This is a genomic window from Pseudomonas sp. 8O (assembly GCF_902506495.1).
Lineage (GTDB): Bacteria > Pseudomonadota > Gammaproteobacteria > Pseudomonadales > Pseudomonadaceae > Aquipseudomonas > Aquipseudomonas chaetocerotis.
In genome coordinates this window covers 1-19742 of the sequence record NZ_LR733266.1, presented here as the reverse complement: position 1 = coordinate 19742, position 19742 = coordinate 1, and the positions used below count along the sequence as shown (strand labels likewise).

Below are 19742 nucleotides of genomic sequence, written 5' to 3'. Positions count from 1 at the left end.
GTATGCGAGAACACATCATGACTTTGCATTTCCTTGCCGGAAGGCTGCTGGGCTTTGCTGCCCTGGCGCTACCCGGCATCTTGGTGGCGGCCCAGCCCGACCCGCTGGACGCCAACGCCATCGTACCGGCGCAGGATTACCGTTCCCCCCTCGAAGACTACCGCGCCCAGGCTGACGAGCCGTTGCAGGACTGGCGCGCGGCCAACGACCTGGTCGGCCGTATCGGCGGCTGGCGTACCTACAGCATGGAAGGCTGGGAGCAGCCGGACGAACAGGGCGCTGATCCGTCCGAGGGAGGTGGCCATGGCCATCACTAGACCCCTCGCGCTGCTCTGCGCCGTGTCGCTGGTGGCCGGCTGCGCCAGCTTCAGCCAGGACGGCGGTTTCGGGCCGGTGCAGCAGGCCAGCGAGCGCCAGCTGGACAAGCAACTGCTGTGGGCCCGGGACGAAGCCGGTCGCGGTCAGATCGACGCGCGGGTGACCGAGCTGCTGGCCGAACCCCTCAACCTGGATGCTGCTGTACAGCTGGCGCTGCTCAACAACCGCGGTCTGCAGGCCTCCCTCGACGAGCTGGGCATCGGCGAGGCCGAGCGGGTGCAGGCCGGGCGTCTGCCCAATCCCGGCTTCTCCTACGGTCGTCTGGAGAAGGGCAGTGAGGTGGAGTACGAGCGTGGCCTGCATCTGAACCTGGCGCGGCTGATCGCCTTGCCGTTGACCTCGCGCCTGGAGGAGCGGCGCTTCGAGCAACTGCAGCGCCAGACCAGCCTGGCGGTATTCGAGTTGGCCAGCGAGACGCGCAAAGCCTGGTATGAGGCGGTCGCTGCCGAGGAAAGCCTGGTCTATGCACGGCAGGTGCTGGATGCCGCTGAGGTCGGTGCCGAACTGGCAAGGCGAATGGCTGCGGTAGGCAACTTCAGCAAACTGCAGCAGGTCGAGCAGCAGGCCTTCTACGCCGATGCCGGCATCGGCCTGCTGCGGGCCGAACAGGCGCGGGTACGCAGCCGCGAGCGCCTGACCCGGTTGCTCGGCCTGTGGGGCGAACAACTCGACTATCGCCTGCCCGAACGCCTGCCGGCGCTGCCGAAAAGTGCCGACCAGCTGCCGGACGTGGAGCGCCTGGCCATGAGCCAGCGCCAGGACGTTCAGGCCTTGCGCCTGGATGCCGAGCGCCTGGCACAGAACCTCGGGCTGACCCGCACCACGCGTTTCATCAACGTGCTGGAGTTGGGCGTGGTCAACAACCGCTCCAACGAGGAACCGACCCAGCGCGGCTACGAGATCAGCGTCGAGCTGCCGCTGTTCGACTGGAGCGGCGCCAGGGTGGCGCGGGCCGAGGCGCAGTATCGTCAGGCGCTCAACCGGGCGGCCGAGACGGCGATCAATGCCCGTTCGCAGGTGCGCGAGGCCTATCACGCCTACCGCAATGCCTTCGAGCTGGCGCAGCACTACCGTGCCGAGGTGTTGCCGCTGCGCCAGCGCATCGCCGAAGAAAATCTGCTGCGCTACAACGGTATGTTCATCAGCACCTTCGACCTGCTTGCCGACGCGCGTCGCCAGGTGCAGGCGGTGGACGGCTACCTGCAGGCGCAGCGCGAATTCTGGCTGGCCCGCGCCGACCTCGACATGGCCCTGCTGGGCGCTCCCAATTCTTCGCTCGGCGCGGCACCTGCCGCTACCGCCGAGCCGGCCGCCGCCGGCCACTGAACAAGGATTTCTCTGATGGTTTCACGACGCGATTTCTTTCTCGGGGCCAGCGCCATCGGCGCTGCGGTGGCCACTTCTTCAGTCAGCAGGGTAGCCATGGCTGCCCTACCCGAGCCGGTGCTGCAGGGCAGTGCCGAGACCCAGCCGCCGCTGCAGCCGGGCAGCGGGCGACCCTACAACCCGGTAGTTACCCTCAACGGCTGGACCCTGCCATGGCGCATGAACAACGGCGTCAAGGAGTTCCACCTGGTTGCCGAGCCGGTGGTGCGCGAGCTGGCGCCCGGCTACAAGGCCCACCTGTGGGGCTACAACGGCCAGTCGCCGGGGCCGACCATCGAGGTGGTGGAGGGCGACCGAGTGCGCGTCTTCGTCACCAACAAGCTGCCCGAACACACCAGTATCCACTGGCACGGCCAGCGTCTGCCCAACGGCATGGACGGCGTGGCGGGGCTGACCCAGCCGGCGATCCCGGTAGGCAAGACCTTCGTCTACGAGTTCGTCGCCCGCCGCCCCGGCACCTTCATGTACCACCCGCACGCCGACGAGATGGTGCAGATGGCCATGGGCATGATGGGCTTCTGGGTCACCCACCCCAGAGAGCATCACCCGCTGATCGCCGAGGTGGACCGCGACTACTGCTTCCTGCTCAGCGCCTACGACATCGAGCCGGGCGCCTACACGCCGAAGATCATGCAGATGCTCGATTTCAACCTGTGGACCTTCAACAGCCGCGTGTTCCCCGGTATCGACCCGCTGGTGGCGCGCCAGGGCGAGCGCGTGCGCCTGCGTGTCGGCAACCTGACCATGACCAACCACCCGATCCACCTGCACGGTCACGAGTTCGAGGTCACCGGCACCGACGGCGGGCCGACCCCGGTCGGCTCGCGCTGGCCGGAAGTGACCGCCGACGTGGCAGTGGGGCAGATGCGCCAGCTCGAGCTCATCGCCGACGAGGAGGGCGACTGGGCGCTGCACTGCCACAAGAGCCACCACACCATGAACGCCATGGGCCACGACGTACCGACTCTGGTCGGCGTCGATCATCGCGAGATGACCCGCAAGATTGCCAAACTGGTGCCGGACTACATGGTGATGGGCGAGCGCGGCATGGCCGACATGGCGGAGATGCAGATGCCACTACCGGACAACACCGTGCCGATGATGACCGGCGACGGCCCGTTCGGCTCGGTGGAGATGGGCGGCATGTTCACCATGCTCAAGGTGCGCAAGGACCAGGCCGCCGGCGATTACCGCGACCCCGGCTGGTTCAAGCATCCGGCCGGCACGGTGGCTTATGAATGGAAGGGGGCGGAGTTGGCCAGCCCGAGTCGCTCGCACGACGGCGGCGGCCAGTCGATGCCGCTCAAGCAGCCGATCGAGGCGCCGGTGGAGGTTCAGGTGCGTAAGCCGGACGGGCATGCCGGGCATTGACGGACACCGGAAGTAGTGTGAGTAGGAGCGGCTGGGCGGCATTCCGCTTTAGCCGCGAAGCGAACTGACGCAGCGCCAGGTTAAAGGCGTTGCCAGCGCAATTTGAGGAATCCGCAGATGAAACCGATAAATTTTTCCACCCCGATGCTCCTGGTCGGCTTGCTGGTTGCCGCTCCTGCCCTGGCCCACAGCCAGGCGCACGAGGGTCATCACGCTCAGGCGACGATCAAGGAACAGAAACCCTGGGGCATCGCCGGTGATGCCGGAGAGGTCGACCGCAGCATCGAGATTCGCATGACCGACCAGATGCGCTTCTCCCCGGATCACCTGCAGGTCAAACAGGGCGAGACAATCCGCTTCGTCCATCACAACGACGGCCAGATGCTGCACGAGTTCGTTCTCGGTACCCGCACCGAGCTGGATCGGCACGCCGAGATGATGGCCAGGTTTCCCGGCATGCAGCATGACGAGCCCTATATGGCTCACATCGCCGCGGGGCAGAGCGGCGAGATGATCTGGACCTTCAACCGCGCCGGCGAATTCGATTTCGCCTGCCTGATCGCCGGCCACTACCAAGCTGGCATGGTCGGCACCATCCATGTGCTGGCCGACTGACCTACGAGAGGAAAAACGCATGAAGAAGCAACTGATGATCGCTGCCCTGGCCGCCCTGTTCAGCCTGCCGCTGCTAGCCGCAGACCCCGCGCCGCTGAGTCAGGGCGAGGTGCGTAAGGTGGACGTCGCTGCGCAGAAAATCACCCTGCGCCACGGCCCCATCGCCAGTATTGACATGCCGCCGATGACCATGGTGTTCGAGGTCGAGAAGCCGGAACTGCTGGAAGGGGTTTCAGCGGGAGAAAAGGTGAGTTTTCAAGTGCAGCAACAAGGAAATCGCTACATCGTCACCGAGTTGCAGGTAATGCAATAAGCAGGGTCGAGCCGGCCCAGGCATTGCGCCTGGGCTGGCAAACACTCAGTTCAGACCGTCGGTCAGGGCCTTGGCAGGTACCAGCTTGACCACTTTCTTGGCAGCGATTTCGATGGCTTTGCCAGTCTGCGGGTTACGGCCGGTGCGTGCCGGGCGCTCAGTCACTTTCAGCTTGCCGATGCCTGGCAGGGTGATCTCACCGTCGTTTTCCAGTGCGTCGCCGACAATTTCGCCCAGCTGATCGATCAGGGTGCGGACAGTGGCTTTGGGCAGGGATACGGCCTCGGCCAGGTCGCTGATCAGTTGGTCTTTGGTGATTGCCATGATGTAACTCCGTTTGCAGGTGAGAGGTTCGACGCTGCAGATAGGGATCTGCGCAGCCGAAAACATGGGAACGCTAACATAAAAGGGGTGGCTCGGCAGCGCCGTAACCGGCTCTTCCGATAGGGCTTAGTGTCGCATCAGTCCTGGTGGTTCCAGCGTGCGACCAAAAAACGCAGCCGGCCGCTGATGCCGGGTTCGCTGGCGCTGTCAAACGGCACCTCGATCTCCAGACTTCCGTCCTTCAGGACGTTGCCATCGAGTTTGCGGTCGGCACCATGCACTCCCTGGTTCTGCCAGGCGTGGCTTACCTGCCAGCCACTGTCGGCACCGGGCGGGGTTATTTCCAGCACCAGACTGTTGCGGAACAGATAGCTGCCCTCGAAGTGCTGGTTGATCCAAAGCTTGCGCTCCACCTCGTAGTCCGGCACCCGCACGTTAAAGGTCAAGGTATAGGCCAGCCCCTTGCGTCTGCTGTTCACGCGCGCTCGATCAGCGAGAAACAAACTGCCAAGGTACAGCTTGCCGTTCTCCTGTGGTGCCTTGAGCCAGTGCTGATGGGCGAGACAGGCCACCGAATCCTCTTCGGCGGTACGCCGGCTCAGGTACCAGAGCTTGCCACGGGGTGCGGCGAGCACTTCGAACTGATACAGAGCGTTGATCGTTTGCCCCTGGCTTTCAGACTTGCGCAGCTCCTTGGGCAGGGTGATGGCGTCGACTTCAGCCCAGATGTCCACCCGTACATCGCCGAACAGAAAGCGCGTGAGATTCTGGTAAGCCTCCTCACTGTTGACGATGCCGAAGTAGCCGGAATGTGCTCGATAGGTAAAGGCCTTGGCGCAGGGTGCTGTCGGTTTGTCGTGAGCGTCCAGGCCGCAGAGGGTTGCGTTGTCGATGCGCACCAGGCCGTCGCTACCATGTCCGGCGAAGGTACGCGACAGGCCCAGGCCAGCTTCGTAGTCCATGCGGTTGGTGCCAACCATGCAGAAGAAACGTTTGGATGGAAAGCGTGCCTCGGGTAACCAGTCGACCCGCTCGGTAAGTGTGTAGGCGGCTTCCAGATCCAGAAAGGTCGCCAGGCGCTGGCGGTTGAAATTGCTGATGTCGCTTGGGCTCAGCCAGCTCGGCGGGTTGATGCCGAGCAGGTCGATGCCGTTGTGCGGCGTGGCGTAGGTGAACACCTTGTCCACCAGCTGAGCCGCTCCGCCCGGGTCCAGTTTGGAATTTTGCAGCAGGCCGCGGCAGACCAGGCCCCCCATCGAGTGGGCTACCAGGTAGCAGCGGAAGTCGGTCTTGGTGATGTCGTTCTTCGGGTTGGCGCACACCAGTTCGCGCACCTTGAGTATCAGCTCGCCAAGCTTGCTGGCGAACACCTCCAGGCTCGGTGTGTTGCCGATACCCAGCAGTCTTGAGGCCTCGTCGTAGTAGCGATAGATGATGATCGAACGGCTGCCCAGGCGATTGTCGGCGTTGGCGGCCCATTCCGGATCGAGAATGTCGTAGCCGTCTTCGTATACGTCCTGATAGCCGAACTCCGAGGCCAGGCGGATCACTGGCGACTCGAAGACGAACTTGCGTGGCTGGCGGGTCTTTTCCGCTACCGCGCGGTAGACGGTAGATCCGAGGTTGAAGCCGCAGAACGGGTCTGCGCTGGTCTGGTCGATCTCCCCCGGGGTCATGGCGTAGCCACGCACGTAGATGATCGGATGGAAGGGGCTATGCGAATTGGCCATGGTTGCTCCTGAGGTGGCGTGCGCGTGCCTCGGGAATGCTCATCATGGCCGAACTGCGGGATGCGACGAGTGGCGCGAGTAAGAGTGGAGAAGGTTAGCTCAGCGCCAGAGGTTTTCCGGGTTTTTGCACGGCCAGACGGCGACTTGGCACGGCTCGACTAAGCTACTGATACTTGCCTAGTGCTGGAGTGCCATCATGTTGCGCGCATTTGCCGATCTGGGGTTCCGTTGGAAGATTGCTCTGCCCATTCTGTTGCTGGCCGCCTTGCTGGTAGCGATGGGAACCTTGGGTGTGCGCGGTATCACTCAGGTTGCCGAATCCAGTACCACGCTGACCAATCGCCATCTGCCGGCCATCAGCTTGCTGCTGAATGCTGACCGCGATCTTTACCAGGCCTTCGTCGCTGAGCGCAGTCTGCTCGATGAGGATTCCGGTGCGCACGCCGCACAATTACGTGCCTCGCATGCGGAGAACTTGCAGCAGGCCTACGACCGCGTGCACAAGTTCGCTGACATGCAGCCCGGTAGCGAGGCGCTGGCACTGGTGGCGGAGTTCGATCGCGGCTTCGACCGTTGGAAGGCGACTTCGTTGCGCGTGCTGGAAATGGCCGGCAGCGATCCCAATGCAGCCAGTCGGCTGAGTTTCGCAGACAGCGAGGCGCAATTCGAAGAGGCGCGTACTGCCATCGACAAGCTCGGTGAGTTGGAAGACAGCGCCGCCAATGCCGTTGGCACCGAGGCCATTGCCCGCGGCGAAGCGCTGGTCTGGCAGCAGGGACTCATCATCGCCATAGGCCTGCTGGTGTGCCTGATCCTGGTGGTTGGTTTTCCGTTGTTGGTGACTCGTCCGCTGCATAACCTGCTCTATCGCATCGAACAGATCGCCGACGGTGACGGCGACTTGCGGGTGCGCCTGGACGTGCTCTCCAGGGACGAGTTGGGCAAGCTCAGTCATGCCTTCAACCGCTTTCTCGACAAGCTGCAGCCGTTGATCAAGGAGGTCGGAAGGGTCACGGGTGAGGTGGCTGACTCGGCGCAGAGTCTCGCTGGCATGGCGGCGGCCAATGACCGGTTGATCAGCAGCGAGCACGCGGCGGTCGATCAGGTCAGCACAGCGGCCACCGAAATGAGCGTGGCCGTGCATGAGGTGGCGCGCAATGCGCAGAATGCCGCCGATGCAGCGCGGCACGCCGAAGTGCAGTCGCGAGAGGGCGCTCAGGTGGTCGGCGCGACCATTCATTCGATCCGCCAACTGGCCCAGGAAGTGGAGAGCGCCTCCGACACCATCCAGACCCTGGAGCAGGAAACCGCCAACATCGGTGCGGTGCTGGCGGTGATCAAGGGCATTGCCGAACAGACCAACCTGCTGGCGCTCAACGCGGCCATCGAGGCGGCGCGCGCAGGCGAACAGGGTCGTGGTTTCGCCGTGGTCGCCGATGAGGTGCGGGCGCTGGCAGCGCGTACACAGGAGTCGACCAAGGATATCCAACAGATGATCGAGCGTCTGCAAGCCGGTGTGCAGAACGCGGTCAAGGCCACGCATTCGGGCAGCGCGCGAGCGCGGCAAAGTGTGGAACAGGCGGCCGGTGTGGACCAGGCGCTGAGCGTGACCGGTGATTCGGTACAGCGCATCAACGATATGGCCGCGCAGATCGCTACCGCCTGTGAGGAACAGAGCAGCGTCACCGAGGAAATCGCACGCAATATCAGCGACATTCGCGACCTCTCCAACGAAGCAGCGCAGACCTCCGAACAGAGCACGCGGGCCAGCCAGCATCTGTCCGAGCTGTCCCACGGGCTGGCCCAGTTGGTGGGACGTTTCCGGGTGTAACCTGAGTGTCTCGCGTATCTAAGTGTTTGAAGCGGTTGTAAGTTTACGTTTAGTCGTTACAATGGCGCGGCCCGTCGCAATGGCGAGCAGCGTTATGGTGGCCCTGCCGGTCCCCTCGCAACGATTACCCGTCAACCTGGTCAGGCCCGGAAGGGAGCAGCCACAGCGGGAACATTGTGTGCCGGGGTGTGGCTGGTAGGGTCCACCTCCAGTTTTCCAGGCTGTTGCCTCTCCCTTATCCCCATCTTCAGCGCCCATCTGGCGGTTTTTGCTGTGCGCAATAAAAAAGCCCGCGCTTTGGGCGCGGGCTTTGGGTGTTTGCAGGCTCAGGCAATGCGGTAATTCAACACGCTGTCCTGTTCCTTGAGCGTCTTGCGCAGGTCGGCGGGTATGTTGCCGGCGCGTACGGCCAGTTCCAGGCGGATTTCTTCCAAGCTCTGGGCGAAGGCATTCTGGTCGGTGATCTGTGGCTTGGCCAGGACGCGGCTGTAGACGGTGCTGTCGCTCTCGTCGAGCAAGGCGAGGATGATGCTGCCGTCCGGTCGTGGTGAGCTGAAGCTGGCACGCAACGGATTGAACAGGTGATCGACGAGCTGTTGGTTGGTGAGTTCCATGTCCTACTCCATCCTGAGGTTGGTCACCTTCGACCTCAGGATGACGACTAAGTTCAGGCGGTGAGCGACTGGCGGGTACGCTCGATCACCTGCTGCAGAGACTCGTCGCTGTACTGGCCTGGGTAAAGACGCTGGCTGTACTGAGCGATACCGGTCTTGTCGACCAGGGTAAAGCTGAAGCTGCCCTTGCGCGTTGCCAGGATGCGGCAATCGAACGGAGCGAAGGCGTGAGTCAGGGTGCTGATGGCTTTCTGAATTTGATGTTGAGCATTCATTTTTCTGGGTATTCCTTAAAGCATGTGCGCTTCGTTGCGCGTGGTGTAGCTCCATGTGGTTGGCCGAAAAGCGGCCATAGCATGTCAACCGATCGGAGCTTGATTAGCACGATAAAGTTCCATTGTTACGGTTCTTCGGCGTGGTCGGTACGTCGGAGGCAGGCAGAGGAACTGCGCCGATAAACGGCGAGTCGGCCTGATCAGTCAGCAGATGGGATCGGGGAGGGCGGCAGCGCAGAGACGCGCTAGACGTTGAACCGGGAAACCAGCGAGGGGGCGCAAAGGCCTTTAATGACTTACAGCGTGGTACGAACGGCGCGAATACTAATGCTTTGTGCAAGAAATGACCAGTGTTATTTCTCAAGCTGGGGCGATGCTGCTCCACACAAGCGGGTGGCGGATGCAATTTGCCGGTTGCTCCGCTAGGATTAGCCCACTTTTGCTTTCCTCATATGACGGTTTTCCATGAGTTATCAGGTTCTTGCACGTAAATGGCGTCCGCGCTCGTTCCGCGAAATGGTCGGCCAGACGCATGTGCTCAAGGCCCTGATCAACGCCCTGGACAGCCAGCGCCTGCACCATGCCTACCTGTTTACCGGCACGCGTGGTGTGGGCAAGACCACTATTGCGCGGATCATCGCCAAGTGCCTGAACTGCGAAACCGGCATCAGCTCTACCCCTTGTGGCACCTGCTCGGTGTGCAGGGAAATCGATGAGGGTCGTTTCGTCGACCTGATCGAAGTGGACGCCGCCAGCCGCACCAAGGTCGAAGACACCCGTGAGCTGCTCGATAATGTGCAGTACTCGCCAAGTCGGGGCCGTTTCAAGGTCTACCTGATCGACGAAGTGCACATGCTCTCCACCAGCTCCTTCAACGCCCTGTTGAAGACCCTGGAGGAGCCGCCGCCCCACGTCAAATTTCTGCTCGCCACCACTGATCCACAGAAACTGCCGGTCACAGTGCTGTCGCGCTGCCTGCAGTTCTCGCTGAAGAACATGCCGCCGGAGCGGGTGGTCGAGCACCTGACACATGTATTGACTGCCGAGAACGTGCCGTTCGAGGACGATGCCCTGTGGCTGCTCGGTCGTGCTGCCGATGGTTCGATGCGCGACGCCATGAGCTTGACCGACCAAGCCATTGCCTTCGGCGAGGGCAAGGTGTTGGCGGCCGACGTGCGCGCCATGCTCGGCACCCTCGATCACGGTCAGGTCTACGGTGTGCTGCATGCGCTGATCGAGGGCGATGCCCGGGCGCTGATCGAGGCGGTGCGTCATCTCGCCGAGCAGGGGCCGGACTGGAATGGCGTGCTGTCGGAGATGCTCAACGTTCTGCATCGCGTTGCGATTGCCCAGGCGCTGCCGGAGGCCGTCGACAATGGCCAGGGCGACCGCGAGCGCGTGCTGCAACTGGCCCAGGCGCTGCCGGCCGAAGACGTGCAGTTCTACTATCAGATGGGTTTGATCGGCCGTCGCGATCTACCCTTGGCACCTGAACCGCGTGGCGGCTTCGAGATGGTGCTGCTGCGTATGCTGGCCTTCCGCCCGGCGGGCGCCGATGACGCGCCGAAGGTCACGCTAAAGCCCTTGGGGATCAGCCAGGCCACTGCTGATTCCCAACAAAACCCAGTGGCCGGCACCGCTATGCCGGCTCCCGTGGTTTCTGCTCCGGCACCTGTTATCGCTCCTGCTGCACAGGCTCCCGTTGTTCCGGCATCGGTCGAGCCGAGCCCTGTTGTGCCGGCTGCGAGTGTCACGCCTGACGTGAGCGAGCCGGTCCAGCCTGTTGAGGCGCCTGTAGCTCCGGTCGCTGACCTGCCCGCCGAGCCCGAGCCCGAGCCCGAGCCCGCTGCTTCTGCAGTTGACGTGCCTTGGGAAACTGCCGAGCCTGTGGCTGAGCCTGCTCAGTCTGTCGCTCCGGCAGAACCAGAGGTGAACGCCGCAGAGCCAGCAGCGCTGCAAGTTGCGTCGGTCGAAGTGTCCGCACCGAATGAGATCGCACAGCCAGTAGCCGATGCTGATGGCAGTGAGGACGAGCCACCGCTCGGCGACTACGACTATGTCGAAATGGACGCCGAGACCCTCGATTACGATTTCGACCAAGCCGAAGCCGTGACGCCTGCGGTCGAAGAACCGTTGCCGGCCGCCAAACCGGCTACCGGTCTGGCGGCAGAATGGCTGTCACTGTTCCCGCAGCTTGGCCTGGGCGGCATGACGGGCAGCATCGCCGCCAACTGCACCCTGATCGAAGCCAATGGTGATGACTGGCTGCTGCACCTGGACCCTGCGCACAGTGCGCTGTTCAACCCGACTCAGCAGCGTCGTCTCAATGATGCGCTGAACCAGCAGCAAGGGCGCAGCATCAAATTGCGCATCGAGCTGTGCAAGCCCGAGCAGGAAACTCCGGCGCAGGCCGCTGCTCGGCGCCGCGCCGACCGCCAGCGCAGCGCTGAGGCATCGATCCATGCCGACCCGCTGGTGCAGCAGATGATTCAGCAGTTCGCCGCCAAGGTGCGCGACGACAGCATCGAACCTATCGATACTCCCAGTTAAACCCCGAACACCGAGGATACCGACATGATGAAAGGTGGCATGGCAGGCCTGATGAAGCAGGCTCAGCAAATGCAGGAAAAAATGCAGAAGATGCAGGAAGAGCTGGCCAACGCCGAAGTCACCGGCCAGTCCGGCGCCGGCCTGGTCAGCGTGGTGATGACCGGTCGTCACGACGTCAAGCGCATCACCCTGGATGACAGCCTGATGCAGGAAGACAAGGAAGTGCTCGAAGACCTGATCGCTGCTGCCGTCAACGACGCGGTGCGCAAGGTTGAGCAGAATAGCCAGGAGAAGATGTCCGGCATGACTGCAGGGATGCAGCTCCCCCCCGGCTTCAAAATGCCCTTCTGACAGGCCCCGTGCCGTCCAGTCGACGCACATGGCGGCGTTGCCGGCGAACTCGGAATCCTCATGTGCTCCAGCACACTGCGGTTCCTCGTCCTTCGGCGCCTTGCCCTGCACGTCGCCTGATCGCCACTCTTATTGTGTTGATCGCATGTGCAGGGCGGCGACGGGCTTCAAATTTGTAGCCCGGATGCAATCCGGGAATGACCTGTGACCTGTGCTCCCGGATTGTATCCGGGCTACGACCTTAGGAACGCCATGAGTTTCAGCCCTCTGATTCGCCAGTTGATCGACTCCCTGCGCATCCTGCCCGGTGTCGGGCAGAAGACGGCGCAGCGCATGGCGCTGCAGCTGCTCGAGCGTGATCGCAGTGGCGGCCAGCGTCTGGCGCAGGCACTGAATGCCGCGATGGAAGGCGTGGGGCACTGCAAGCGCTGCCGCAGCCTGAGCGAGGACGAGATCTGCCAGCTGTGCCTGGACGAGCGGCGTGACGACAGCCTGCTGTGTGTGGTGGAAGGTCCGATGGACGTGCATGCCGTGGAGCAGACCGGCTTTCGCGGTCGCTACTTCGTGCTCAAGGGACATCTGTCACCGCTCGATGGTCTGGGGCCAGAGGCCATCGGTATTCCTGCGCTGCTCGAGCGCATCGATGCCGGTGCTTTCAGCGAAGTGATCCTGGCCACCAATCCGACGGTGGAAGGTGAGGCCACGGCGCACTACATCGCCCAGATACTCGTCGGCAAAGGTCTGGTCGCCTCGCGCATCGCCCATGGTATGCCGCTTGGTGGCGAGCTAGAACTGGTCGACGGCGGCACCCTGGCCCATGCCTTGGCAGGTCGACGCCCGATCAGCCTGTAAGCAATCAGGCCCTTCAGATTCGGAGTGCCAGTGACCACCGACACTCTGCGCCGTATGGCTCTGGTGCTCCTGCTTGGGGGGCCTCTGGCCGCACAGGCTCAATGTCCGACCGGGCAGGTGCAGGTGTGTCTGGGCGCTTCCTGCTTGTGCGTGCCCGATCCCGTGCAGGTCCGTGAGGACGGCCTGAATCTGGCTGCGGCACGTCTCGAAGCCTGGTTGCTGCACTCTCGCCAGGCAGCACTGCGAGCCGGCACAGAGCCGATTCCTTTGATGATCCGTGCGCAGCTTGCGTCGTTCTACGACGATGCATTGCTCGATGAAGTGCGCTATCGCGTGGGCATCACCGACGAGATGGACGCCGCCACCGTCATGCTGCAGAACCCTGATGTACAGGCCGTTACGCTGGTCGATGTGGTGGTGTTTCGCAACGCCGATGCTGCCGCAGAGGATGCAGCGTTGTGGGCGCATGAACTGTGGCATGTACAGCAATACCGCGAGTGGGGCACCGATGGCTTCGCCCAGCGCTACACGCGCAATTTCCAGTCGGTGGAGGGGCCAGCCTACGAGATGGGCGAGCGGGTGAGAAAGGTGTTGCGCGAGCAGAAATGAAACGCTCGCTTGAAAACCAAGCAAGCGCTAGGTTAGGGTTCCCAAAACAATAACGGGAGTACCCGCATGGCCGCCCCTTTGTCGTATTTCGATGAATCTCACCGACTGATTCGTGATTCCGTTCGGCGCTTTGTCGAGCGCGAGATCCTGCCGCATATCGATGAATGGGAAGAGGCCGAGGCGTTTCCTCGCGAGCTGTATCAGAAGGCGGGAGCGGCGGGCATTCTAGGTATCGGTTACCCCGAGCAGTACGGTGGCAGCCATGAGGGTGACGTGTTCGCCAAGGTCGCGGCCAGCGAAGAGCTGATGCGTTGTGGTTCCGGCGGCCTGGTGGCCGGGCTCGGCTCACTGGATATCGGGCTGCCTCCCATCGTCAAATGGGCCAAACCCTCTGTGCGTGAGCGTGTGGTGCCACAGGTGCTGGCCGGTGAGAAGATCATGGCGCTGGCGGTGACCGAGCCTTCCGGTGGCTCCGACGTGGCCAATCTCAAGACCCGCGCCGTACGCGATGGCGATCACTACCGTATCAGTGGCAGCAAGACCTTCATCACCAGCGGTGTGCGTGCCGATTACTACACGGTCGCGGTACGCACTGGCGGCGAGGGTTTTGGTGGCGTCAGCCTGCTGCTGGTGGAGAAGGGCACGCCGGGCTTCAGCGTGGGCCGCAAGCTGAAGAAGATGGGTTGGTGGGCTTCGGATACCGCCGAGCTGTTCTTCGATGACTGCAAGGTGCCGGTGGAAAACCTGATCGGCGCAGAGAACGCCGGCTTCGCCTGCATCATGGCCAACTTCCAGAGCGAACGCCTGAGCCTGGCGATCATGGCCAACATGACCGCGCAACTGGCACTGGAAGAGTCGCTGAAGTGGGCGCGTGAGCGCCAGGCGTTCGGCAAGCCGGTGGGCAAGTTCCAGGTGCTCAAGCATCGCCTGGCCGAGATGGCGACGCAGCTGGAGGTCTCCCGCGAATTCACCTACCGTCAGGCCGCGCAGATGGCCGCCGGCAGGAGCGTGATCAAGGAGATTTCCATGGCCAAGAACTTCGCCACCGATATCTCCGACCGTCTCACCTATGATGCGGTGCAGATCATGGGCGGCATGGGTTACATGCGCGAAAGCCTGGTCGAGCGCTTGTACCGCGACAACCGCATCCTCTCTATCGGTGGTGGTACGCGCGAGATCATGAACGAGATCATCGCGAAGCAGATGGGGCTGTAGCAGGTGTCGTGGGAGGGGCTTTAGCCGCGATCAGAGGCGCTGCTGAGCACCGTCGCCGCTGAAGCGCCTCCCACGGGGGGGCATGGTCCTGCGCTGTTATCAGGAAGCGACCTGATTCTGCGCCGCCTGGCGCAGGCGGGCGATGTCGCGTTGCGGCGGGTCGCCGAACAGACGACTGTACTCGCGGCTGAACTGCGATGGGCTTTCATAACCAACGCGGTAGCTGGCCGCTGCCGCTTCGAGGTTGTCGCACAGCATCAGCCGGCGGGCCTCCTGCAAGCGCAGCTGCTTCTGATACTGCAGTGGGCTGAACGCCGTGACGGCCTTGAATCTATGGTGCAGGGTCGAGGGGCTCAGGTTCACTTCGCGGGCCAGTTCCTCGATACGCAGCGGTTGATCGAAGTTCTTGCGCAGCCACTCGATGGCGCGGGAGATTCGCTGGCTCTGGCTGTCGGCGATGACCACTTCATGCAGGCGGTGGCCCTGCGGACTGAGCAGCATGCGATAGAAAATCTCGCGCAATGCCAATGGCGCCAGCATGGCGATATCGCGCGGGGTTTCCAGCAGGCGCAGCAGACGGATCACCGCATCCAGCAGGCGCGGGTCGAGACGATCGAGAAACAGCGCCCGTTGCGAGGCGGCATCAGGAGCTGGAATGGGCGGCATCTCGGTGATCAAGCTGCTGATCAATGCTGGATCTATCTCCAGTGCGAGGCTCAGGTACGGCGCCTCCTGGCTGGCTTCGATCACTCGACCGGTGACCGGCAGCACCACCGACGCCACCAGATAATTCAACGGATCATAAACGTAGAGTTCGTCACCCAGACGAATCTCCTTGCGGCCCTGGGCGATGATGCACAGGCACGGGTCGTAGACCGTCTGCATCGGCAGGCTGGGTGTTGTGGCGCGCGCCAGTTTCAGGCCGGGGATGGCGGTGAGGTGTAAGCCATCCTCGGGGACGAAGCGCTCGACCAGGCGCGCCATTTCGTGGCTCAGCTCGGCAAGTGGGGTGTCGAGAGTTGTGGCGGTGTTAATGGGTGAATACATGGCACGCCTCCGGAAAGTCAGCGAAGCCTATCCAGGTTTTTCAGGCAAGTCATGAGGTGCGGCAGGATTAGGCAAATATTTGCCAGTAATGGGCAAATGGCCAGTGATACAGAGTGTTTCAAGGGGGTTAGGGTGCGATGCGCTCGGTTGCAGCAATTCCATTGCTATAGAGTTTTAGGCAAGGATTTGCCAGAAATCGACTAACGCTCTGATGACCTTCTGCCTGATCTTTGTAGCCATCGAGCGGTGCCTCTGTGCCGGCTCGAGCGCATGCAGTAGCGATATCACCCGCTGAGCGGTGCCCACACATGTCAAGAAAGGAGCGAGCCATGTCCAGTAAATGGTTGATCGCGCCGCTGACCCTGTTGCTGCTCGCCACTGCCTGGCTCGACTCAAGAGCCGTTGGCGAAGCGGCTTTTGCAGAGCCGGACGCAGCGCCCCATGTTCTGCAGCGAAACGCTGCCGGTATGTATTGATTCAACTCCAGGAGGTTGCCATGAGCATCATTCACCGTATGACCGTTCGCGCCCGCCCCGACCGTTCAGGCCGGTTGGGGCAGTGCCTGGCGCGCTTGCATGAGGTCGGCCGGGATATCCCAGGTTGCGAACGCCTGCATGTGTTCTCTCTGCGCACTGACCCGTTGATCTGGCAGGTAGAAGGGCAGTGGCGCTCGGCAGCGGCACGCGACGCTTTCCTCGGTAGTGAAGGCCTGCGCGGGGTAGTGGCCCAGGCGATAGATGAAGGGTTGCTCACTCATCTTGAATGCGGCATGGAGTTGCAGCAGCAGGTCGCCTGAGCTGCTCAGGCTTGCCTTTGTGAAATTATCTCTATAGATTTTCATGAAATTAATTATTTTAAATTTCATGAGTCGTCTATGTTCCGCCAGGCCAGTGAGCACGTCGACAGCTATTACGCCCATAGCTGCAAGGATCGACTGACGCATCATCCAGTGCTGCAAGGTGATCTGCAGTGCGAGGTGCTGGTGATCGGTGCCGGTTTCAGTGGCCTGCACACCGCCTTGCGCCTGGCCGAAGCGGGACGCAGGGTCATTCTGCTGGAGGCCAGTCGTGTTGCCTGGGCAGCCTCTGGACGCAACGGTGGGCAGGCGATTCTGGGCTGGTCGTGCGATATGCCGCCGCTGGAAAAAGCGCTGGGCATCGAGCGCGCTCGCCGTCTGTGGGACGGCATGAGCTGGGCAGCCCACGAGCTGCGTGAACTGCCCCAGCGCCATGGCTTCGACTGCGATTACCGCCATGGTCATTTGTGGACGGCGGTGCTGCCCCGTCGCGTAACGCTGCTGCACGAGTGGCAGGAGGAAGCCACCTATAAATGGGGGCACCGCGCGCTGCAGTTCATTTCTCGTGAGCAGATGCCGGAATGGGTCGCCAGCGAACGTTACCGCGCCGGCCTCTATGACCCCGAGGCTGGGTCTCTCAACCCGCTCAAGCTGGCACTTGGTCTGGCCGAGGCCTTCGTCCGTGCCGGTGGGCAGATCTTCGAGCAGAGCCGCGCGCTGAGCCAGGATGTGCACGGCGACGGCTACCGCGTGCGTACCGAGCAGGGCAGTGTGCAGGCTGACAACCTGGTGCTGGCTTGCAACACCTATATCGACGATCTTGAGCCGCGACTGGCCCGGCGCATCCTGCCGGTCGGTACCTACCAGATCGCCACCGAGCCGCTGGGCGCCGAGCGCGCCGAGGCGTTGTTGCCGCGCAATGCCTGCGTCACCGACAACCAGTTCGTCCTCGATTACTTCCGCCGCACCCCGGATCACCGCCTGCTGTTTGGCGGTGGCTGCACCTACCTGGGTGGCTTGCCAAAGGACATTGCCGCTGCCACTCGGCCGTTCCTCGAGCGCGTATTCCCGCAGTTGTCAGGCGTGGCCATCGACTTCGCCTGGGGCGGCCATATCGACGTGACCCGTGCCCGTACCCCGGACGTTGGTGGCAATAACGGCCGTTACTGGCTGCAGGGTTTTTCCGGTCACGGTGTGCTGCCGACCCTGGCAGCGGCGCGGGCGGTCAGCGATGCCATCCTGGGTGATGACGACGAACTGGCGTTGTACCGGCAACTGCGCAACCCCGAATTCCCGTTCGGCGAGCGTCTGGCTGCGCCGCTCGAGGCCATCGGCAAAGCCTGGTATCGACTCAGAGACAGCTTCTGAAATGGACAGCCCTGACATGGACAAGAATCTGGAAATGGCGGCCCTGGCCGTGCTCATCCACGACCTGCGCAAGCACAAGAAGGTCACCCTCAACGAGCTGGCCGAGCGTATCGGCCGTTCCGTGGGCTTTGTCTCGCAGGTCGAGCGCGGCCTGTCGCGTCCGACGGTCGAGGACCTGACCGCCATCAGCGAGGCGCTCGACGTACCCACCACCTATTTCTACAGCCTGCCCAAACCCAAGGCGCTGGACTGGGTCACGCGCCCGGACGAGCGCCGCACCCTGTACCTGGCCGGTGGCATCACCGACATCATGGCTTCGCCGACCTTGCAGGGCGCCTTCATGGTGGTCGAAAGCCTGCTCGAACCTGGTGCCAGCAGTGGCGAGCGGCAGATGAGCGACCGCTCGGAACAGGCCGGCTACGTACTCGACGGCCAGCTGACGCTATGGCTGGGCGAGGACGAAGAAAGTACCACGCTGTATCCCGGCGATGCCTTCCAAGTCCCGAGCTACGCGCGTTTGCGCTACGCCAACCAGGGCGAAACGCCAGCGCGTGTGCTGTGGATCTACACCTGACCCTTCCCGTGAACCGGACATAACTCCAATGAACGTCACCCGAGTCGAGCTGCTCGACGAAGTCCGCCAATTCCGCCAGGCCCACCCAGAGTTGCGCTTCGTCGACCTGATCTGCCTGGATATTCCCGGACATTTCTATGGCAAGCGCTACCCCATCGAGATGCTGGAAAAGGTCGCTGCCGGCAGCGCCCTGAAGCTACCGCAGAACTGCGTGCTGCTCGGTGCCCAGGGCGGTCTCTACGAGATCGGCGACTACTGCTTTCATGACGGTGACCCGGACGCGCCACGGCGCCTGATCCCCGGCACGCTCAAGCTGGTGAACTGGGAGCGCCAGCCGTTGGGGCAGATGCTGATCAGCTCCGACGGCACCGAAGCGCCCATCGAATTCGAACCGCGCGAGGTGCTGGCGCGCGTGGTGCAGCGTCTGGCCGCACGCGGCATTCGCCCGGTGGTGGCCTTCGAGCTGGAGTTCTACCTGTTCGACAAGGCGCTCAAGGACGGCTTGCCGCAGTACCCGCGCGACGACCTCAGCGGCGATGCCGACGACCAGCCGAACATGCACATCGAGCGGCTGTCGCGTTTTTCCGACGTGCTCGACGACATCACCGAGACCGCACGCCTGCAGGGCATCGATACCACGGTGATCACCGCCGAGATCGGCCCGGGACAGTTCGAGATCAACTTCAGCCACAACACCGACCCGATGCAGGCGGCCGACTGGTCGGCGCTGTTCTGTCGGCTGACCCGTGGCGTGGCGCTCAAATACGGCCATCGCGCCAGCTTCATGGCCAAACCGTACCTGCAGTATCCGGGTAGTGGCATGCACATCCACGTCAGCCTCTACGACGAAGCCGGTGACAACCTGCTGGCGTGTGACGAGCAGCGCCCGCTGCGGCATGCCGTGGCCGGCTGCCTGGAACTGCTGCCGGAGCTGATGCCGATCTACGCGCCGAACCACAATAGCTACCGTCGCTTCGGTGCCCAGGTGAACTCGGCGAGCAAGGCCAGTTGGGGTTTCGAGGACCGTGACGCCTGCGTACGCATCCCCGAGTCGGATGCGCGCAACCTGCGTCTGGAGTTCCGCCTGCCGGGCGCCGATGCCAACCCCTATCTGGTGCTGGCGGCATTGCTGACCAGTATCGAGCATGGCCTCGACGCCAAGGTCGAGCCCATCGCACCCCTGAATGACGACCGCGAAAGCGGCGTCGACTTTCCCAAGGACATGCTCGACGCTGTGCGCCGCATGCAGGCCAGCGAGCGTGTCGCCGCTGGTCTCGGCAGCGAGTTCGTCATGGTCTATTGCGAGAACAAACGCCAGGATCACCTGGCCTTCATGCACGACATCAGCCCGCGCGAATACCGCTGGTACCTGTGATGTCACGGATAGAAGGAGGCGCCATGAATAACGCCGTGAACAACCCCAAGACCGCCCACTGGCAAGCCCTCAGCCAGGCCCACCACCTGGCGCCGTTCAGTGATTACAAGCAACTGGCCGAGAAGGGCCCGCGCATCATCACTGAAGCAAAGGGTGTGCACCTGTGGG

The 19742-nt window shown here is 62.8% G+C and carries 21 protein-coding genes, 1 other RNA gene and 2 pseudogenes; 19 read left to right on the top strand and 5 right to left on the bottom strand.

The window, feature by feature from the left end; translation table 11 throughout:
- The first annotated feature begins 17 nt into the window (after nucleotides 1-17).
- The 5 genes from GV002_RS21020 to GV002_RS21000 all read left to right on the top strand — a co-directional run bounded on the left by GV002_RS21020 (nucleotide 18) and on the right by GV002_RS21000 (nucleotide 4063).
- Complete coding sequence (locus tag GV002_RS21020) at nucleotides 18-317, top strand: hypothetical protein (protein WP_160020229.1); 300 nt, start codon at nucleotides 18-20, stop codon at nucleotides 315-317.
- A complete protein-coding gene (locus GV002_RS21015; RefSeq protein ID WP_160020228.1) occupies nucleotides 304-1704 on the top strand; it encodes a TolC family protein in 1401 nt (466 codons plus the stop codon). Before GV002_RS21020 ends, GV002_RS21015 begins: the two co-directional genes overlap by 14 nt.
- A 15-nt stretch (nucleotides 1705-1719) precedes the next feature.
- On the top strand, nucleotides 1720-3135 hold the full coding sequence (locus GV002_RS21010; protein ID WP_160020227.1) for a multicopper oxidase family protein: 1416 nt from the start codon (nucleotides 1720-1722) through the stop codon (nucleotides 3133-3135).
- Nucleotides 3136-3252: 117 nt separating this feature from the next.
- Nucleotides 3253-3750 carry a cupredoxin domain-containing protein gene (locus GV002_RS21005; RefSeq protein ID WP_178094777.1) on the top strand — a complete coding sequence of 166 codons (498 nt, stop codon included), beginning with the start codon at nucleotides 3253-3255 and terminating at the stop codon, nucleotides 3748-3750.
- A 19-nt stretch (nucleotides 3751-3769) separates the two neighbouring features.
- A complete protein-coding gene (locus tag GV002_RS21000; protein WP_160020226.1) occupies nucleotides 3770-4063 on the top strand; it encodes a copper-binding protein in 294 nt (97 codons plus the stop codon).
- A gap of 45 nt (nucleotides 4064-4108) precedes the next feature.
- Here the strand turns inward: GV002_RS21000 and GV002_RS20995 are convergent, their stop codons facing one another.
- Together GV002_RS20995 and GV002_RS20990 are read right to left on the bottom strand one after the other, a co-directional pair.
- Nucleotides 4109-4387, bottom strand: coding sequence for an HU family DNA-binding protein (locus GV002_RS20995; RefSeq protein WP_160020225.1), 279 nt, complete (start codon nucleotides 4385-4387; stop codon nucleotides 4109-4111).
- A 137-nt stretch (nucleotides 4388-4524) separates the two neighbouring features.
- The gene (locus GV002_RS20990; protein WP_160020224.1) at nucleotides 4525-6117 is read right to left on the bottom strand and encodes a hypothetical protein; all 1593 of its coding nucleotides are present in this window, start codon (nucleotides 6115-6117) and stop codon (nucleotides 4525-4527) included.
- Nucleotides 6118-6313: 196 nt separating this feature from the next.
- Here GV002_RS20990 and GV002_RS24690 point away from each other — a divergent pair.
- The 3 genes and pseudogenes from GV002_RS24690 to ffs all read left to right on the top strand — a co-directional run.
- Nucleotides 6314-7090, top strand: a pseudogene (locus GV002_RS24690) (MCP four helix bundle domain-containing protein); the annotation flags it as partial.
- Between the two features lie 78 nt (nucleotides 7091-7168).
- Entirely contained in the window at nucleotides 7169-7948 is a 780-nt protein-coding gene (locus GV002_RS24685) for a methyl-accepting chemotaxis protein (RefSeq protein ID WP_370604793.1), read from the top strand.
- 104 nt (nucleotides 7949-8052) lie between these two features.
- Nucleotides 8053-8149, top strand: an RNA gene (gene ffs, locus GV002_RS20980) — signal recognition particle sRNA small type.
- 125 nt (nucleotides 8150-8274) lie between these two features.
- Here ffs and GV002_RS20975 read toward each other — a convergent pair.
- Nucleotides 8275-8562: a DUF3509 domain-containing protein gene (locus GV002_RS20975; RefSeq protein ID WP_119691084.1), complete on the bottom strand. Its 288-nt coding sequence runs from the start codon at nucleotides 8560-8562 to the stop codon at nucleotides 8275-8277.
- A 53-nt stretch (nucleotides 8563-8615) separates the two neighbouring features.
- Complete coding sequence (locus GV002_RS20970; protein ID WP_037004057.1) at nucleotides 8616-8837, bottom strand: hypothetical protein; 222 nt, start codon at nucleotides 8835-8837, stop codon at nucleotides 8616-8618.
- 465 nt (nucleotides 8838-9302) lie between these two features.
- Here GV002_RS20970 and dnaX point away from each other — a divergent pair, with 465 nt between their 5' ends.
- From dnaX to GV002_RS20945, 5 genes are all read left to right on the top strand, one after another.
- Nucleotides 9303-11387 (top strand): DNA polymerase III subunit gamma/tau, encoded by a 2085-nt coding sequence (gene dnaX / locus GV002_RS20965; protein ID WP_160020222.1) that lies wholly within the window; start codon nucleotides 9303-9305, stop codon nucleotides 11385-11387.
- Nucleotides 11388-11411: 24 nt separating this feature from the next.
- Nucleotides 11412-11738 carry a YbaB/EbfC family nucleoid-associated protein gene (locus GV002_RS20960; protein WP_003460931.1) on the top strand — a complete coding sequence of 109 codons (327 nt, stop codon included), beginning with the start codon at nucleotides 11412-11414 and terminating at the stop codon, nucleotides 11736-11738.
- Nucleotides 11739-11990: 252 nt separating this feature from the next.
- The gene (gene recR, locus GV002_RS20955; RefSeq protein WP_074674874.1) at nucleotides 11991-12590 is read left to right on the top strand and encodes a recombination mediator RecR; all 600 of its coding nucleotides are present in this window, start codon (nucleotides 11991-11993) and stop codon (nucleotides 12588-12590) included.
- A 30-nt stretch (nucleotides 12591-12620) separates the two neighbouring features.
- Nucleotides 12621-13199 carry a DUF4157 domain-containing protein gene (locus GV002_RS20950; protein ID WP_160020221.1) on the top strand — a complete coding sequence of 193 codons (579 nt, stop codon included), beginning with the start codon at nucleotides 12621-12623 and terminating at the stop codon, nucleotides 13197-13199.
- Between the two features lie 66 nt (nucleotides 13200-13265).
- Nucleotides 13266-14414 carry an acyl-CoA dehydrogenase family protein gene (locus tag GV002_RS20945; protein WP_160020220.1) on the top strand — a complete coding sequence of 383 codons (1149 nt, stop codon included), beginning with the start codon at nucleotides 13266-13268 and terminating at the stop codon, nucleotides 14412-14414.
- Nucleotides 14415-14513: 99 nt separating this feature from the next.
- On the opposite strand, the gene GV002_RS20940 is transcribed toward GV002_RS20945, so the two are convergent.
- Nucleotides 14514-15461 carry an AraC family transcriptional regulator gene (locus GV002_RS20940; protein WP_160020219.1) on the bottom strand — a complete coding sequence of 316 codons (948 nt, stop codon included), beginning with the start codon at nucleotides 15459-15461 and terminating at the stop codon, nucleotides 14514-14516.
- Between the two features lie 329 nt (nucleotides 15462-15790).
- Between GV002_RS20940 and GV002_RS24180 the strand changes: the two genes are divergently transcribed.
- The 6 genes and pseudogenes from GV002_RS24180 to GV002_RS20915 form a co-directional block, all read left to right on the top strand.
- Nucleotides 15791-15937: a hypothetical protein gene (locus GV002_RS24180; protein WP_017677236.1), complete on the top strand. Its 147-nt coding sequence runs from the start codon at nucleotides 15791-15793 to the stop codon at nucleotides 15935-15937.
- 20 nt (nucleotides 15938-15957) lie between these two features.
- Nucleotides 15958-16257 (top strand): antibiotic biosynthesis monooxygenase family protein, encoded by a 300-nt coding sequence (locus GV002_RS20935; RefSeq protein WP_160020218.1) that lies wholly within the window; start codon nucleotides 15958-15960, stop codon nucleotides 16255-16257.
- A 78-nt stretch (nucleotides 16258-16335) separates the two neighbouring features.
- Nucleotides 16336-17625 carry an NAD(P)/FAD-dependent oxidoreductase gene (locus GV002_RS20930; protein ID WP_160020217.1) on the top strand — a complete coding sequence of 430 codons (1290 nt, stop codon included), beginning with the start codon at nucleotides 16336-16338 and terminating at the stop codon, nucleotides 17623-17625.
- A 16-nt stretch (nucleotides 17626-17641) separates the two neighbouring features.
- Nucleotides 17642-18199: a helix-turn-helix domain-containing protein gene (locus GV002_RS20925; RefSeq protein ID WP_160020216.1), complete on the top strand. Its 558-nt coding sequence runs from the start codon at nucleotides 17642-17644 to the stop codon at nucleotides 18197-18199.
- Between the two features lie 28 nt (nucleotides 18200-18227).
- Nucleotides 18228-19574 (top strand): glutamine synthetase family protein, encoded by a 1347-nt coding sequence (locus GV002_RS20920; protein ID WP_160020215.1) that lies wholly within the window; start codon nucleotides 18228-18230, stop codon nucleotides 19572-19574.
- A gap of 23 nt (nucleotides 19575-19597) precedes the next feature.
- A pseudogene (locus tag GV002_RS20915) lies at nucleotides 19598-19742 on the top strand (aspartate aminotransferase family protein); the annotation flags it as partial.

Bases quoted from the DNA above. Each gene is read 5' to 3' on its own strand.
- GV002_RS21020 (WP_160020229.1), top strand. From the start codon at position 18: ATGACTTTGCATTTCCTTGCCGGAAGGCTGCTGGGCTTTGCTGCCCTG.
- GV002_RS21015 (WP_160020228.1), top strand. From the start codon at position 304: ATGGCCATCACTAGACCCCTCGCGCTGCTCTGCGCCGTGTCGCTGGTG.
- GV002_RS21010 (WP_160020227.1), top strand. From the start codon at position 1,720: ATGGTTTCACGACGCGATTTCTTTCTCGGGGCCAGCGCCATCGGCGCT.
- GV002_RS21005 (WP_178094777.1), top strand. From the start codon at position 3,253: ATGAAACCGATAAATTTTTCCACCCCGATGCTCCTGGTCGGCTTGCTG.
- GV002_RS21000 (WP_160020226.1), top strand. From the start codon at position 3,770: ATGAAGAAGCAACTGATGATCGCTGCCCTGGCCGCCCTGTTCAGCCTG.
- GV002_RS20995 (WP_160020225.1), bottom strand. From the start codon at position 4,387: ATGGCAATCACCAAAGACCAACTGATCAGCGACCTGGCCGAGGCCGTA.
- GV002_RS20990 (WP_160020224.1), bottom strand. From the start codon at position 6,117: ATGGCCAATTCGCATAGCCCCTTCCATCCGATCATCTACGTGCGTGGC.
- GV002_RS24685 (WP_370604793.1), top strand. From the start codon at position 7,169: ATGGCGGCGGCCAATGACCGGTTGATCAGCAGCGAGCACGCGGCGGTC.
- GV002_RS20975 (WP_119691084.1), bottom strand. From the start codon at position 8,562: ATGGAACTCACCAACCAACAGCTCGTCGATCACCTGTTCAATCCGTTG.
- GV002_RS20970 (WP_037004057.1), bottom strand. From the start codon at position 8,837: ATGAATGCTCAACATCAAATTCAGAAAGCCATCAGCACCCTGACTCAC.
- dnaX (WP_160020222.1), top strand. From the start codon at position 9,303: ATGAGTTATCAGGTTCTTGCACGTAAATGGCGTCCGCGCTCGTTCCGC.
- GV002_RS20960 (WP_003460931.1), top strand. From the start codon at position 11,412: ATGATGAAAGGTGGCATGGCAGGCCTGATGAAGCAGGCTCAGCAAATG.
- recR (WP_074674874.1), top strand. From the start codon at position 11,991: ATGAGTTTCAGCCCTCTGATTCGCCAGTTGATCGACTCCCTGCGCATC.
- GV002_RS20945 (WP_160020220.1), top strand. From the start codon at position 13,266: ATGGCCGCCCCTTTGTCGTATTTCGATGAATCTCACCGACTGATTCGT.
- GV002_RS20940 (WP_160020219.1), bottom strand. From the start codon at position 15,461: ATGTATTCACCCATTAACACCGCCACAACTCTCGACACCCCACTTGCC.
- GV002_RS24180 (WP_017677236.1), top strand. From the start codon at position 15,791: ATGTCCAGTAAATGGTTGATCGCGCCGCTGACCCTGTTGCTGCTCGCC.
- GV002_RS20935 (WP_160020218.1), top strand. From the start codon at position 15,958: ATGAGCATCATTCACCGTATGACCGTTCGCGCCCGCCCCGACCGTTCA.
- GV002_RS20930 (WP_160020217.1), top strand. From the start codon at position 16,336: ATGTTCCGCCAGGCCAGTGAGCACGTCGACAGCTATTACGCCCATAGC.
- GV002_RS20925 (WP_160020216.1), top strand. From the start codon at position 17,642: ATGGACAAGAATCTGGAAATGGCGGCCCTGGCCGTGCTCATCCACGAC.
- GV002_RS20920 (WP_160020215.1), top strand. From the start codon at position 18,228: ATGAACGTCACCCGAGTCGAGCTGCTCGACGAAGTCCGCCAATTCCGC.